The organism is Pseudomonas sp. Sample_11 (assembly GCF_004307505.1).
Classification (GTDB): domain Bacteria; phylum Pseudomonadota; class Gammaproteobacteria; order Pseudomonadales; family Pseudomonadaceae; genus Aquipseudomonas; species Aquipseudomonas atacamensis.
On record NZ_RCOD01000031.1, the window covers coordinates 59,391 to 72,217 of the forward strand.

At 54.5% G+C, this 12,827-nt stretch carries 13 protein-coding genes and 3 pseudogenes; 11 read left to right on the forward strand and 5 right to left on the reverse strand.

What is annotated here, in order from left to right; translation table 11 throughout:
* Positions 1-1,115 precede the first annotated feature (1,115 nt).
* Positions 1,116-1,826 (reverse strand): SOS response-associated peptidase family protein, encoded by a 711-nt coding sequence (locus D8U60_RS07570; protein ID WP_130899835.1) that lies wholly within the window; start codon positions 1,824-1,826, stop codon positions 1,116-1,118.
* 97 nt (positions 1,827-1,923) lie between these two features.
* Between D8U60_RS07570 and umuD the strand changes: the two genes are divergently transcribed.
* The 7 genes and pseudogenes from umuD to D8U60_RS07605 form a co-directional block, all read left to right on the forward strand.
* Positions 1,924-2,355 carry a translesion error-prone DNA polymerase V autoproteolytic subunit gene (gene umuD, locus D8U60_RS07575; protein ID WP_125926581.1) on the forward strand — a complete coding sequence of 144 codons (432 nt, stop codon included), beginning with the start codon at positions 1,924-1,926 and terminating at the stop codon, positions 2,353-2,355.
* Positions 2,342-3,622: a translesion error-prone DNA polymerase V subunit UmuC gene (gene umuC / locus D8U60_RS07580; RefSeq protein ID WP_130899836.1), complete on the forward strand. Its 1,281-nt coding sequence runs from the start codon at positions 2,342-2,344 to the stop codon at positions 3,620-3,622. Before umuD ends, umuC begins: the two co-directional genes overlap by 14 nt.
* A 189-nt stretch (positions 3,623-3,811) precedes the next feature.
* Positions 3,812-4,063: a hypothetical protein gene (locus D8U60_RS07585; RefSeq protein WP_125926579.1), complete on the forward strand. Its 252-nt coding sequence runs from the start codon at positions 3,812-3,814 to the stop codon at positions 4,061-4,063.
* 379 nt (positions 4,064-4,442) lie between these two features.
* Positions 4,443-4,622: pseudogene (locus D8U60_RS07590) on the forward strand (DNA polymerase V subunit UmuC); the annotation flags it as partial.
* 98 nt (positions 4,623-4,720) lie between these two features.
* Complete coding sequence (locus D8U60_RS07595; RefSeq protein ID WP_130899837.1) at positions 4,721-4,837, forward strand: transposase; 117 nt, start codon at positions 4,721-4,723, stop codon at positions 4,835-4,837.
* A 196-nt stretch (positions 4,838-5,033) separates the two neighbouring features.
* Positions 5,034-5,369 (forward strand): IS66 family insertion sequence element accessory protein TnpB, encoded by a 336-nt coding sequence (gene tnpB / locus D8U60_RS27840; RefSeq protein WP_148101530.1) that lies wholly within the window; start codon positions 5,034-5,036, stop codon positions 5,367-5,369.
* Between the two features lie 61 nt (positions 5,370-5,430).
* A pseudogene (locus D8U60_RS07605) lies at positions 5,431-6,180 on the forward strand (transposase); the annotation flags it as partial.
* Positions 6,181-6,236: 56 nt separating this feature from the next.
* Here D8U60_RS07605 and D8U60_RS07610 read toward each other — a convergent pair.
* Positions 6,237-6,596 carry a DUF2834 domain-containing protein gene (locus D8U60_RS07610; protein ID WP_125926577.1) on the reverse strand — a complete coding sequence of 120 codons (360 nt, stop codon included), beginning with the start codon at positions 6,594-6,596 and terminating at the stop codon, positions 6,237-6,239.
* A 118-nt stretch (positions 6,597-6,714) separates the two neighbouring features.
* Here D8U60_RS07610 and D8U60_RS07615 point away from each other — a divergent pair, with 118 nt between their 5' ends.
* Positions 6,715-7,521, forward strand: coding sequence for a helix-turn-helix domain-containing protein (locus D8U60_RS07615; protein ID WP_241663524.1), 807 nt, complete (start codon positions 6,715-6,717; stop codon positions 7,519-7,521).
* Between the two features lie 135 nt (positions 7,522-7,656).
* Positions 7,657-7,839, forward strand: a pseudogene (locus D8U60_RS07620) (DUF4113 domain-containing protein); the annotation flags it as partial.
* A gap of 18 nt (positions 7,840-7,857) precedes the next feature.
* Here D8U60_RS07620 and D8U60_RS07625 read toward each other — a convergent pair.
* Positions 7,858-8,208 carry a hypothetical protein gene (locus D8U60_RS07625; protein WP_125926574.1) on the reverse strand — a complete coding sequence of 117 codons (351 nt, stop codon included), beginning with the start codon at positions 8,206-8,208 and terminating at the stop codon, positions 7,858-7,860.
* Positions 8,209-8,608: 400 nt separating this feature from the next.
* Between D8U60_RS07625 and D8U60_RS07630 the strand changes: the two genes are divergently transcribed.
* Positions 8,609-9,577 (forward strand): toll/interleukin-1 receptor domain-containing protein, encoded by a 969-nt coding sequence (locus D8U60_RS07630; protein WP_125926573.1) that lies wholly within the window; start codon positions 8,609-8,611, stop codon positions 9,575-9,577.
* Positions 9,578-10,806: 1,229 nt separating this feature from the next.
* Here the strand turns inward: D8U60_RS07630 and D8U60_RS07640 are convergent.
* Positions 10,807-11,304, reverse strand: a complete 498-nt coding sequence (locus D8U60_RS07640; RefSeq protein ID WP_125926571.1) for a hypothetical protein — start codon at positions 11,302-11,304, stop codon at positions 10,807-10,809.
* A gap of 166 nt (positions 11,305-11,470) precedes the next feature.
* Positions 11,471-11,752, reverse strand: coding sequence for a hypothetical protein (locus D8U60_RS07645; RefSeq protein ID WP_125926570.1), 282 nt, complete (start codon positions 11,750-11,752; stop codon positions 11,471-11,473).
* Between the two features lie 204 nt (positions 11,753-11,956).
* Between D8U60_RS07645 and D8U60_RS07650 the strand changes: the two genes are divergently transcribed.
* Entirely contained in the window at positions 11,957-12,592 is a 636-nt protein-coding gene (locus D8U60_RS07650) for a helix-turn-helix transcriptional regulator (RefSeq protein ID WP_241663525.1), read from the forward strand.
* Positions 12,593-12,827 lie beyond the last annotated feature (235 nt).

Here is a 12,827-nt window from a genome sequence, read left to right on the forward strand (position 1 = left end):
TCTCGAATTAGCTCCAACGAGCGCATTGGCTCGATTGCTGTCGCCGCGAACAAACCCGCTGATGTCCTATCTGCAGGTAGTCATAGGATGGTCTCGCGCACGCTAAAGTTTTGAGGACTTCCCGCAACTGTCGATTGAGTTATTTTCCCAGCGTACGGTATCGGCAGTAATCACCGGCCTATGGTGGTGCCCCAGCCTCTGACTAACGAGCCACAGCCTTGTCGCCTGGACGGCCACTATCTTTCCCCAGAACTCCTTCTTTTTGAGAACGTCGGCGCTTACAACGTAGCTACCGCACTAAACGCAATCAACTATCACACCATAGAAGTTGGTTTCCAGCACCCGAGCCGGCGCCCCACAAATTGAACAGCTCATACGTCACTCCCTGCAGTCGTTGAACTGTAGCCGAACGCTGGTCACTCTCCACCTGTCACGGAGGGCTCATAACGATTCTTGCCAACAAAAGCCGTTTCGCCTCGGCATCGAGGCACAGATGGAGACTTCTGAAGATCTTCGAGCGTTGGATGCTACTTAGCGGTAGAGCTGTTCCCTTCTACCGGACGACCATCAAGGACAGGCAGCGGATCGGTTTGAATTCCCGTCAAGATGGAGGCCCAAGCTGCGTACGCTTGCTTGTGACGAGACACAGCTTCATCCCAGCGGCTCCCTGTCACTTCGTGCGAGACGACAAGCATCATTAGATTATTTGTGGCCGCATCCAGATCAACCAGGAGGTGATGGGCGTTGAATCGGAAATCGTCGGATGAAGGCATAATGGCACGCATATTGTAATTAAGTGGTAAGAGCATCGGCGCTCCCCACATGACATCATTATGACACTGTCAGCTATTGTTGGTTCGGATGCGTAGACGACCGGTATCTAGAGCGCTTGGCATTCAGATGAGGCTGTTGAAATCGACCTGTTGCGATGGCGCGTCGAACTGCGGAGACAGAAAGAACCAGCTAGTGAGCTATCTGAGAACGTCCGCTTTAGGGGACACTTGCCAATCGACTTACAGCCATCATCGGGGCAAATTATCCCATGTGGACTAGCCAAACGCTGATGTCGCCAGCGCCCTGACCTCCCGGAGCCAAGTTGCTTGCATCGTCATGGATCAGTCATCGACGTCTGATGCGAGAGTAGTGGGCTCAATTAGATGAAGGCCCTGATTACGTACAATGCCCACTTCTTTGCCGACCTTGTACCAATGAAAATCCGTAGCAGGCCTGCAATGCTCCATCGCTAGTTCGCGAGCGCGTTCAGGTGAAGTGTCGGGGTCGATCCATTCAAGCGCATGTTCAGGCGCCAAGACCAAGGGCTTGCGGTCGTGGATATCGACCATGCCTTCATCACTCGCGGCGGTGATGATGACGAAGCCGTCCCGTTCGTCCGGTTCCAGGGCTTCGTGCACCTCGGCCAACCCTGCGAAGAACATCGGAATCTGTTCTTTCAGGGTGATGAAGTACGGCTGCTTTTTCTTCGGATCTTCTTCGTCCTTGACCCACTCGAACCAGCCGTTCGCCGGCGCGAGTACGCGTCCGTCTGGCCAGAGCTGATTGAAAACCCTGCCGGTGATGACGGTCTCGACTCTTGCGTTGATCGGGTCAGGACGCTTTCCCTTCGCCCAGAAAGGCGCCCATCCCCATTTGACCTTGTCAATGCTCAAGCCCTCCCGAACCGGCCGGATGATTTCCACCCGCGTCGACGGTGCGACGTTGTATCGCTCAACGGGCCAGAGGTCATAGCCATTGATCACCAACTGCCTTGGCCCAAGCTCCTTGAGGTAGTGATCCATCGATTCGTAAATCGAGTAGCGTCCGCACATGCTGTCACCCGTCGAATTGTGGTGCCTATGAGATTGACCGCAAGCGAACCAAATCGTTAACTGTATGCATGTACAGTTAACCTCCAAGGCTTGCATCATGAGCATCACCCTCCTCGGCCCACTCGCTATTGGCGGCAAGAAGCTGCCACTTTATTCATCCAAGGTACCGGCGGGCTTCCCCTCCCCCGCAGCTGACCATATCGAGAAGCACATTTCCCTGGATGAACTGTTCGATATCCGGGCGCCGCACGTGTACCTGGTGCGGATTGACGGGGACAGCATGCAAGGCGCGGGTATTTACTCCGGGGATATGGTGATAGTCGATCGGAGCATCGAAGCGGTCAGTGGCGATATCGTTATCGCCGCGCTGAATTCGGAGCCCTTCTGCAAGCGTCTGCTTCTGCGCGAAAACGCCGCGATTCTCCTATCGGAAAACCCGAAATATCCGGCGAGACATGTCATGGAAGGTGACGAGCTGGTGATCTGGGGAGTCGTGAAATACAGCGTCCGCGATCATGACAATACGTGAGCCTGTCTTCGCGCTGATCGACTGCAACTCGTTTTACGCGAGCTGCGAGCGCGTCTTTAGACCCGACCTCGCCAAGACACCCATCGTGGTGCTGTCGAACAACGACGGCTGTGTGATCGCGCGTAGCTACGACGCCAAGCCTTTCGTAAAAATGGGTCAGCCGTACTTCCAGATCAAAGATCATCTACGCTGGCATGGGATCGTGGCCTTCAGCAATAACTATGCTCTGTACGGAGACATGAGCGAACGCGTCATGACTATCATAGAATCGATGGTGCCAGCGCTTGAGATCTACAGCATTGATGAAGCATTTGCTGATTTGACTGGCATGCCGGCAGATCTGTCCGCGTTAGGCAGGCACATGCGCTCCACTCTTCTCAAGCACACAGGCATTCCAGTCGGGGTGGGGATCGCGCGCACCAAGACACTCGCCAAGCTCGCCAACCACACGGCCAAACGGCTGCTGGATGTCACGGGAGGCGTGGTGGATCTGTGCGATCCGTTCAAACGGGACTGGACGCTGCGCAACACCGATGTCGGCGAAGTCTGGGGCATTGGCAAGCGCATGAAGGCTCATCTGGAAACGATGGGCATCAAGACCGCCATGGATTTGGCGAAAACCGATCCCTGGATGCTTCGCCAGAAATTCAGCGTGGTGATCGAGAAGACTGCTCGTGAGCTAGCCGGTACCCCATGTTTGGAACTGGGAGAAGCTGACCCACAGAAGCAGGAAATTTGCTGCAGCCGAATGTTTGGCACGCGACTCACACAGATCGAGCCGATCAAAGAAGCCGTCGCTACCTACACCCAGCGCGCAGCGGAAAAACTCCGAGCGCAAAATTCGCTCTGCAAGAAAATTCGCGTCAGCATTCGCACCGGCATGTTCAATCCCGAGGAAGCGAAATATGCGAATGGCGCCTTGGTGGAATTGCCGTACCCGACCAACGACGTACGCCTCATGACGAAGGCTGCGACCGAAGCGGTCAATCGCCTCTTCCGACCGGGCTTCAAGTACAGCAAGGCGGAAGTTCTACTTATGGATCTGCGACAGCCAGGCGAATTCACTGATGACCTGTTCGCGCATTCGCAACCCGTGATGGCGGACAAGGTGATGAGCGTTCTGGATGAGATCAATGGTCGCTGGGGAAAGGGAATGCTGCGTTTAGCCAGCGTGCCTACGGCACCTGAATGGGCGATGCGTAGGGAGCTTATGAGCCAGAGTTATACGACGAAGCTGGATCAGCTGTGGACGGTGAGAGCAAAGTAGCAACCACGAGATGGGTATTTACCGCCGTAGAAACGAGCAGCCTTGAACGGCGCTTACGGCCTTGAGCGGACGCTCACAACGGTTGCCCCCAAACCAGGCAAATGTTGTCCTTGCCTGCCTCCTGTCGACGCTTCTGAACTCTCGCCGCGTAACGCTGCTCCACACACAAACTCCCGATAAGTGATCGCCATGAAAATTTGCAAAGATCTTTTTTCTCCAGACGAGGAAGCTAAACTCATTGCTTGTGCTTCCTGGCACAGAGCATTGGAGAACTGCACGCTCCGAAAAGAGTGTCCGGACGCTTACCACGATGAACTTTTGCGGCAAGCGGATGAAATGGACAGGCTCGGACTCATTGATTGGCGAGAATGGCGAGGTCTGCGACGTGAAGCTGACGAAGCCTATCTGCGCGCTGTTGCAGGCTCTGACTTCCATGAGTGAGGGACATTACGTCCGCAAACTGGGCTCGCCTGAAACCATGGATGAATTTTAAAAAGCGCGAGCCACAGCCGATGCTAAGAGCCTTGAAGGCAAAAAAAGCCTGAGATCAAGCGAGGGTCGTATACGGAAAAAGCGCTGAACGCTGGAATTCCCCAAACCAGGTCTCATAGTCTCAAGCTGCGCTTCTTCTCAGAAATTCCTCCCTCCGAGCGCCTATTGACGGCGAACCTCACCACGCTTGAAGGCCTGCCCACTGAGTGGCCATGGATTCACGAATTTCATGGTCATGTTGTCACTTCCGAAAAAGTCCGACGAATATTTGAATTCCAAGCAGCACGCGTAACTCACACACTCATGAGCCAAAGGACAAATACTCATGAACGGCGCCTTGGTAGAAGTGCCGTATCCGATCAACGACGTGAGGCTGACGACGAAGGCTGCAACTGAAGAGGTTAATCGCCTCTTCCGATCGGGCTTCAAATACAGCAAAGCCGAGATTTTGCTGATGGATCTGCGACAGCCTGGCGAATTCACTGATGACCTCTTGGCGCTTTCGCGTAAGCGTCTGGGGAAGTCACCTTCCGAACTCCAGCATTAAGGGCGATGGTGTCCGCGTATTTTTAAGCGGACGCCATCGGCCTTAACGTCAGGATTTCCATGCGCCATCGAAGCTCTTATCCGAAACCCTTCAAGGCCCAGGTTGTTCAGGAATGCCTGGAACCGGGCGCAACCCTATCCAGCGTCGCCATCAGCCACGGCATCAACGCCAACTGATCCGCAAGTGGCTGCCGCTTTACCGAGACCAGCCGCCAGCAGCCTTTCCGGCTTTCGTTCCGTTGAGAGCTGCACCCAAGCGGCAGGCGGAAGCTTTGGCGATTATTGAGCTGCCGCTTGGCGAGCAATCGATCACGGTGAAATGGCCGATGTCTGATCCTGAAGGCTGCGCCCGCTTTGTCCGTGGACTCACGCAATGATTCGCATCGACGCCATCTGGCTTGCCACCGAGCCCATGGACATGCGTGCCGGCACCGAGACCGCGTTAGCCAGAGTGATCGCGGTGTTCGGTGCGGCAAAGCCGCACTGTGCTTATCTGCTTGCCAACCGCCGCGCCACTCGTATGAAAGTGCTGGTGCATGCCGGGATTGGCGTCTGGCTGGCTGCTCGTCGATTGAACCAAGGAAAGTTTCACTGGCCAGGCATTCGACTAGGCTGCGAGATGGAGCTGGATGCCGAGCAACTTCAGGCTTTGGTGCTCGGTCTGCCTTGGCAACGCGTTGGGGCTGGCGGTGCAATCACATTGCTCTAGAAGCTCTAATTAGCGCCTCGGCCTGCTGCCGCAGGCGATCCGCTTTGGTAAAATCCAGGGCATGACTTCCTCGCCCAATCTCGATCAGATGACCCCCGACCAACTGCGCGCTTTCGCTGCGCAGTTGCTGTCCCAGGTTGATTCGCTCGGACAGCAAGTCGACAGGATGGGCAAGAAGAACGACCGCGACCAAACCATCATCGAGCAACTCACCCACGAAATCGCCTGGTTCAAACGTAACAAGTTTGCCAAGCGCAGTGAGCAATTGAGTCCCGACCAAGGCAGCTTGCTCGACGACTTACTCGACACCGACATCGCGGCCATTGAAGCCGAGCTGAAGGCGTTGAGTCCGCCGGCTGCGCAAGCTGAACCACGCAAGCAGCCCAAGCGTGTTTCCTTGCCTGCGCAGCTTCCGCGTACCGTGATTTATCACGAACCCGACAACATCCAATGCGCCTGCGGCTGCCAGCTCCAGCGGGTTGGCGAGGACGTCAGCGAGAAGCTGGATTACACGCCGGGCGTGTTTACGGTGGAGCAGCATGTGCGCGGGAAATGGGTCTGCCGCGAGTGTGAAACACTGACTCAGGCACCGGTTCCCGCCCACGTCATCGATAAGGGCATCCCGACGGCAGGGCTGCTGGCTCACGTGATGGTGGCCAAATTTGCCGACCATTTGCCGCTGTATCGGCAAGAGAAAATCTTTGGCCGCGCCGGCTTGGCCATCGCCCGCTCGACACTGGCGCAATGGGTCGGTCAAACCGGTGTGCAGCTCCAGCCCTTGGTCGATGCGCTACGCGAAGGCGTGTTGGCCGGACATCTAGAAACAAAGGAATTGCCAAACGCCAACGGACTTCCTCTGCATTCCTTTTAGTCGAGATTGCGCGAAATATTGATGCTGTAACCGGTGGTATCCGTAGGCAGCTTCTTCTTGGCGAATCCGTTGATAACGAGGTAAAGCAATGGGCCAATCGATACGAAGACTGCCGTTATCAGAAAGTAAGGCACAAGAGAGACCGCAGATCGACCTTTGGAGCGAGCGTCCCGATACATCCAGATGCAAGCGAGGACGCCGAGCAGGTAAAGGTCAATAACTACTTGGGCAGTGTCCGGGCTGGATATTAACTCCAGGCCGAAGTCGATGAGCGATTGATCGGCAACGAGCATGGTACCCGCCGTATACAAGGAAAAAATTACCAATGTGGCAAGTGAGAGGTAGGGTCTTTTCATTTGTCCTCCTTGAGCAAGAAGCGATGATCAACGCTGACAAGCTAGTGATATTGTCACGACGAGATCAATGACCTCACAGGTCATGGACTCAGCCAATTCGCGCCGTCAGAGTCGAACAATGAGCACCCGACCTTTTCCTCGAACGACACCCGCCATCACTGCCAGTGAGCAGTTGCGTCAACTGCGACGTCAGGCAAAATTGAGCCAACTCCACCTAGCCTTGATGTCAGGTATTTCTCAGCGCCACCTCAGCTGCATCGAGACAGGGCGCGCCAAGCCAAGCCCAGGAACTCTGCATAACCTACTCATGGCACTCGATGCGCCTCTAGAGCACTGCAACAGTGTCTTTCTCGCCAGTGGTTATGCACCGCGCTACGAAGCAACACCTCTTACCTCGCCAAGCATGGAGGCTGTTCGTGACGCTATAACTCACCTGCTTCATGCCAACAACCCCGCACCAGCGATTGTCTTGGGGAGTCAGTGGGAGATATTGGCAGCCAACGCCAGCACTGGAGTGCTGTTCGATCTGGTCGGCCTGAGTGCCGATGCGGCAGAAGGCCTAAATCTGTTGGTAACGCTGCTGGAGCCTGGAGGGTTGGGCGATCATCTGAACAACGTCGAGGAAATCAGATTGATTGCTTGGCAAAGGGCAGCTAGAGAGGCCCTGAGCAACCCGGGGCTCGCTACGCTTCTGAAAAGCCTCCCCACGCCTCAAGAGGCTTCCACGTTGACAAACGAACTGCCTCCGTTGGTACTGACGCGGCTCGACTCAAGGCACGGGGAACTGAAATTCATGTCAACTTTTACAACATTTGGCATGCCTCTCGACATTACGATGGAGTCGCTGCGTATTGAGCATCTGATTCCTGCCGACGCGAGAACCTGGGAAGTCATGGCCCAAGCCTATGGACAATTGAAATGCTGATGCCGTTATCTTCGGTTCAACACATTCATAGGCGTGTTCGCCAGACGCTTACGATGTTCTCCACGTATTTTTAAGTGGAGAACATCGCCCTTATCGCAGGGATCGGGTAGGTGACTTCGCCGGACGGTTAAGCTTTCGCAGCCTGTGATTGCGGACAAAGTAATGGGTGCCTTGGATGAGATCGATAGTCGCTGGGGAAAGAGAGTGCTGCGTTTAGCCAGCGTGCCTGCCGCGCCTGGTTGGGCGATGCGCAGTGAACTGATGAGCCAGAGCTATATGACGAAGATTAACCAGCTGTGGACTGTCATTGCTAAGTAATGAGCGAATGTTTCAGCCTCACACGCCCAAATCAGCAGCAAACAGCGCATCTCGGAGCGCCGGTGCGACCTGATTACCTAGAACGAGGCGGCGAAGTAAGTACTGCTCAACGTGCTCTTTGAGGCGACCACGCAATTCAACATAAGCGTGCGAGCTCTCACCATTGACCTTGGGCCACTGCTGGATTAGCGCTTGTCTCAAAACTTGAAAAGCCTCGTCACCTACCGCGCTCGGGTACAAGCGCTGCATCTCATCGTAGCCGGCGCTGCGCTTGTAGCTAGTAAAGGCCTCACTTAATACCTTGCTCAGAGATTCGCCGAAGACCTGCCACGACTGTTCCCAAAGCAGATTCGCTACCTCATCCTGCACGCTAACCTCATTAATTTCCTCGGGCAGTGCCTAGCTTTCAACCCGTCGCCCCTCACTTACAGAGAGCAAGCTGATGCAAATCGAATTCGACCTTAACCAAAACGACCTAGAGGCCCTGTTACATCACTGTCAATCGCACAAGCCTGCAAGTGGCGATCCTCGGGAAGATCGCCGTTTGAAGTGCGCTCTCGCAGCTCTAAAAGAAGCGCTACTCGAAGCTAACGCACCGAAGTGACTTAGAATCCCTCCCAATATATCGATTCCCAGAGCTATGACAATTTGCGCTTTATGAATCGCACGACACGCTGCACGTTGTCCTACACGGGAAAGTTAAGGCCTGTACTTCGGCATCGGACAGCCCCTAAGATCTAAGCCGTCACCAATCCATGGAGCGCCGATCTTGCCAAGCGTATTTTTTTCATACTGCCATGCCGATGAGGCGCTTCGTGATCAGCTGGAAAAGCAGCTATCGATGCTCAAGCGCCAAGGCGTTATCGACACTTGGCATGACCGCAGGATCGGCGCTGGTCAAGAAATCGATTCAGCCATCGACAACCACATCAACAGCGACGAAATCATCCTTCTCTTGGTCAGCCCGGACTTCATCGCCTCTGATTATTGCTACAACATCGAGATGGCTCGCGCCATGGAGCGCCACGCCGCAAAGGAAGCGATCGTCATCCCTGTGATTTTGCGTGCGTGCGATTGGCATCATGCTCCGTTCGGTAAGCTGCTTGCCACGCCTGAGGATGGTAAACCCGTCACCCTGTGGCCTGACCGCGATGTAGCTTTCCTGCAAGTAGCGCAGGCAGTGCGTAAAGCTGTAGAACGATGCCGCAAGGATGTGCCCATTCCTTCATCGCAAATCGCTCGCTCGGCGACAGCTATCCTACAACCGCCCTCCCCGCTACCGGCCACTGGCCCCCGGTCGAGTAACCTTAGAGTTGCCAAGATCTTCACCCAGCGGGACAAAGATCAGTTCTTGCTGGACACGTTCGAATACATCGCTCGCTACTTCGAGAACTCCCTGCAAGAGCTTCAAGCTCGTAATCCTGGCTATGAAGGTGTGTATCGTCGAATCGACGCCAATCGCTTTTCTGCGGTCATCTACAAGGACGGACGGGACGTTGCTAGGGGGACGGTGTTTACAGGAGGTCAGCTGGGTGCCGGGATTTACTACAGCCAAGGCGATTCATTCGCGGGTAACAGCTACAACGAGTCGCTGTCGGTAAACGCTGATGATCAAGCCCTGTATTTGAAAACGCTGGGCATGTCCCACTACGCTGGGCATGATCAAAAGCTATCTCAAGAAGGTGCTGCGGAAGCGCTGTGGAGCATCGTTATCACACCATTGCAACGCGGGAGGTAACCTTTCTGATCAACCTCAAAGGCGTAGTCATGGCATGAAGGCGTGACGAATATCGAGTGCTTATCGCCTGGAGTCGATGTCTGCCATCACTTGGGGCGCTTCGAAGCAATAAGGGCATCGAACGCCCCCTTGCTCGAAAGTCCCTCCCGCATCCTCGCGACCAAAAACTCAGCATCCAACCCCGCTGGGTCAAAATGCTCTCGGGCATGCCGAACGATGCTCAACCAGAGTTCAAAAGGGACTGCTGTGTTATCACCATTTCTGCACCGATAACTTGGGCGCTGAAGCAACGACGGAGCTCGTAATACTAGGTCGTCACACAGCCGTTGGAAAATTTGGAAGGGTGTCTCGCTCATCCCTATTAGGGAGGGATGGGTGAGGCGGCTGATCGATTGGATAGCTGACTCGGTATCAACGGTATGCAGGCTCGATAAAAATCGTACATCGGCTTCGAACGCCGCTGGCCCGATTGACGCTACTAGTCGTTCAACAGATTCGAGTTCTGATAGGTTGTCACGGCCCAGCGTTCTTACGTGCTTCTCCATCATTCTCCTCCCGCTGACTAATTCCCTGCTTTCCATACTCAAGAGACCACTCTGATCCACTGGAGTAACATCGTGGGCATTCGGGAAATTGCCGTTACTCGTCATCAAGCGCCAATCGATGTTGTTCCACGTGCGCGACTTCGCGCTCCCAAGCCTCTAGAAAATCAGTCCAATCATGCCAGTAGAATCCTGCCTCCACGCGACCTGCTGGCCCCAGAGCCACCGCGAAGCGGGATCTCCAAGGCTCTGGGATATCTGAGTTCCGAATAATCCAGCATCCTACAGGATGAGCCTCCCTAGGCAGCCGAACCAGCTCAGCGTGGTCGAGATGGCAGGCGCTCAATGGAACTTCATGATCAAGTCGTTCAAGCTCATCCAATCGTTCCAGGATCGCTCGTGCGCTTTGATCGCCTGGTACTAGTTCAGCGAGCCGCCATAGCGCCTTCCTTCGTTCTCGTTCTCGTAGCCAGATATCACTCATCACGACTCCCTGGGAGCACGTAAGTACTCATAGTTAGTTGAGTGGGTGCTGCGCAGTTGTCCGTCAGCCGTATCCATAGATTGCAAGTCCAGGCTACGCCTCCCAAGCAAAGGTCGGACGGGAGACAGGGAGGTCAGCTTCATAAGTTAGCGGCCTCTCGACTACCGCAGCCGAAACACATATCCAAACGACATTCGCGGAAATTAACGAACTTTGATTCCGTGCTGCGCAAAATCATTAAGGAGTGTCTTGCGACTCAGCATCGCTGGAAGCTTGAAAATGTTCCTGTATCCGTACCAGAGGCCCATAGGCATGATCACTAACCCAAGACCGAATGTGGCCGTAGCAGCAATGATGGCCGCAGGAATTGAGCCGAGCGAGAACACCACGCCTTTCAATATTGTCGATCTAGCGATCAATCGGAGGTCATCCAGATCGTATTCAACTTTTCCAGCTTTGTTTTCAAAAGCCAGCACCACAATGGTCTTTTTCGAGATTCTCTTGAAATACCAAGTTCGTGGAGTCTCGGTCGCCATCGCACCATGAATTTTCAGGTATTTCGGAACGACCACCTGTTTGAAATAGAATGTTTCTCCTTTTTCATCTTCAAGTCGCACCCGACTGTAAAGAGCATCAAGATCGCCTTGCGCCTGGACGTCATAATTTTTGATCGTCACGGTTATTTTTTCGAGGTCAGCCATTTTTCATCCTTAAGCGCTCCGGTTTTCGGGAGGCGCGGCTATCTGAATCCCCATCAAACCCCTCCTGATGGCGTCGTTCATGCGGTACACGTTTGAAAACGAGTTTGGGGTTATTGTCCTTTTCGACTCCCAATGGGGCTGAAAGACAGTCGGAGCTTTTAGGCTTTCAACAATCGTGCTCGCTTGTGATCACGTAGTGATCTCCTCCGATACTGCGAACCAGCTTGAATCCGTCCTTCTCGGCGATGCACCGCACGGGAGGTGTCGCGATTGTCATACCGTTTTTCGACACTCCCGATTGGTCGTTGTAGACAAGCGCGACATAGCGCTCCCCCACTCTCGCGGCGCCGAAAAGGAATGCGTCGACACCGACCGACCAGTCGACGTGCTGAGCCCGAACGACCTCTGGAGGCAAGCCTTGTAAGGCGCCCTGGTGATCCTCAGCCATCCGGCGATCTCGCGCAAAATCACAATTGAACATCTGCTTGATTCTCGACAATTGGTGAAACTATTACGAACGCGGAGCGACTACGCCGCCCCATCTCCCAGTAGGCTCCCAGTACGCGGCGCGATTTAGTAAATAATTGGGGGAATTGAGTGAGCCTCCAACCGCAGTCACGCTGCGTACGCAAAACCATACCCAGGGCTGTGCATGCTGAGCCAGCCGTGTCGTACCACGCCGCTGATTGGTGCGCCGGCCAGTGCAAGCGAGATCACCGACAGCAAGTCGTACAGTTTTATACATCATATGACGTGTAACTGTACACGACAACATGGCTACATCCTCTCTTTTGAGGACATCGTTTTGTTGAAGCCAGCACTCGCAGCAGTCGTCCGCACGATTCGAGAGAATTTGGGCTTCACGCAGGAGAACCTGGCCAATGCCGCCTCCCGCACCTACCTGAGCAAAATTGAGAATGCCGTGAGCAGTCCTACGGTTGAAAAATTTGCGGAGCTCGCCGAAGCTCTTGGACTCAGCCCTACCGCTCTCATGGCATTGGTTGTCTCAACACGCGACAACACTTCAGTTGCTGCAATTCTGACGAAGGCGCATGACGAACTGGACAATCTTGGAGCCAAGGTCAGCGCCGAAGACATCAGACAGCACCTCAGCGGCGTGGAGGTGGCTAAGCGCCCCGCATCGCGACCAGCGGATATCGCTAAATTGCAAAAAGTGCTGGCGTGCAAAGAGGCAGGTTTAACTAAAGCTGAGACTGCGCGTCGACTGGGCCTCACCCGCTCAACCGTTGGGTTTCTTTGGGAACGCTCGTTGACAACCGAAGATTGAACGACCCTCGATCTGCGGTAGCGTGGAAAGCACAAACAATGCAGAGAAGGCACACTGTGGGGCACCACGCTGATGCCCTTGGGATGCGGTATGACTTATCTTTGAACAACGCGCGCCTTGTCACAACCCCCTGGGTGACAGGGCGCGTCAGATCATCATGTTCTGGGCTGTTGCTTAGGTAGCCAAACAGCAACTCGGAGAATTTAAGCTAACTTTTCTGCATTGCACACGCGGG

Coding starts and splice junctions, on each gene's coding strand:
- D8U60_RS07570 (WP_130899835.1), bottom strand. CDS start 1,826: ATGTGCGGACGCTACTCGATTTACGAATCGATGGATCACTACCTCAAG.
- umuD (WP_125926581.1), top strand. CDS start 1,924: ATGAGCATCACCCTCCTCGGCCCACTCGCTATTGGCGGCAAGAAGCTG.
- umuC (WP_130899836.1), top strand. CDS start 2,342: ATGACAATACGTGAGCCTGTCTTCGCGCTGATCGACTGCAACTCGTTT.
- D8U60_RS07585 (WP_125926579.1), top strand. CDS start 3,812: ATGAAAATTTGCAAAGATCTTTTTTCTCCAGACGAGGAAGCTAAACTC.
- D8U60_RS07595 (WP_130899837.1), top strand. CDS start 4,721: ATGCGCCATCGAAGCTCTTATCCGAAACCCTTCAAGGCCCAGGTTGTT.
- tnpB (WP_148101530.1), top strand. CDS start 5,034: ATGATTCGCATCGACGCCATCTGGCTTGCCACCGAGCCCATGGACATG.
- D8U60_RS07610 (WP_125926577.1), bottom strand. CDS start 6,596: ATGAAAAGACCCTACCTCTCACTTGCCACATTGGTAATTTTTTCCTTG.
- D8U60_RS07615 (WP_241663524.1), top strand. CDS start 6,715: ATGAGCACCCGACCTTTTCCTCGAACGACACCCGCCATCACTGCCAGT.
- D8U60_RS07640 (WP_125926571.1), bottom strand. CDS start 11,304: ATGGCTGACCTCGAAAAAATAACCGTGACGATCAAAAATTATGACGTC.
- D8U60_RS07645 (WP_125926570.1), bottom strand. CDS start 11,752: ATGGCTGAGGATCACCAGGGCGCCTTACAAGGCTTGCCTCCAGAGGTC.
- D8U60_RS07650 (WP_241663525.1), top strand. CDS start 11,957: ATGCTGAGCCAGCCGTGTCGTACCACGCCGCTGATTGGTGCGCCGGCC.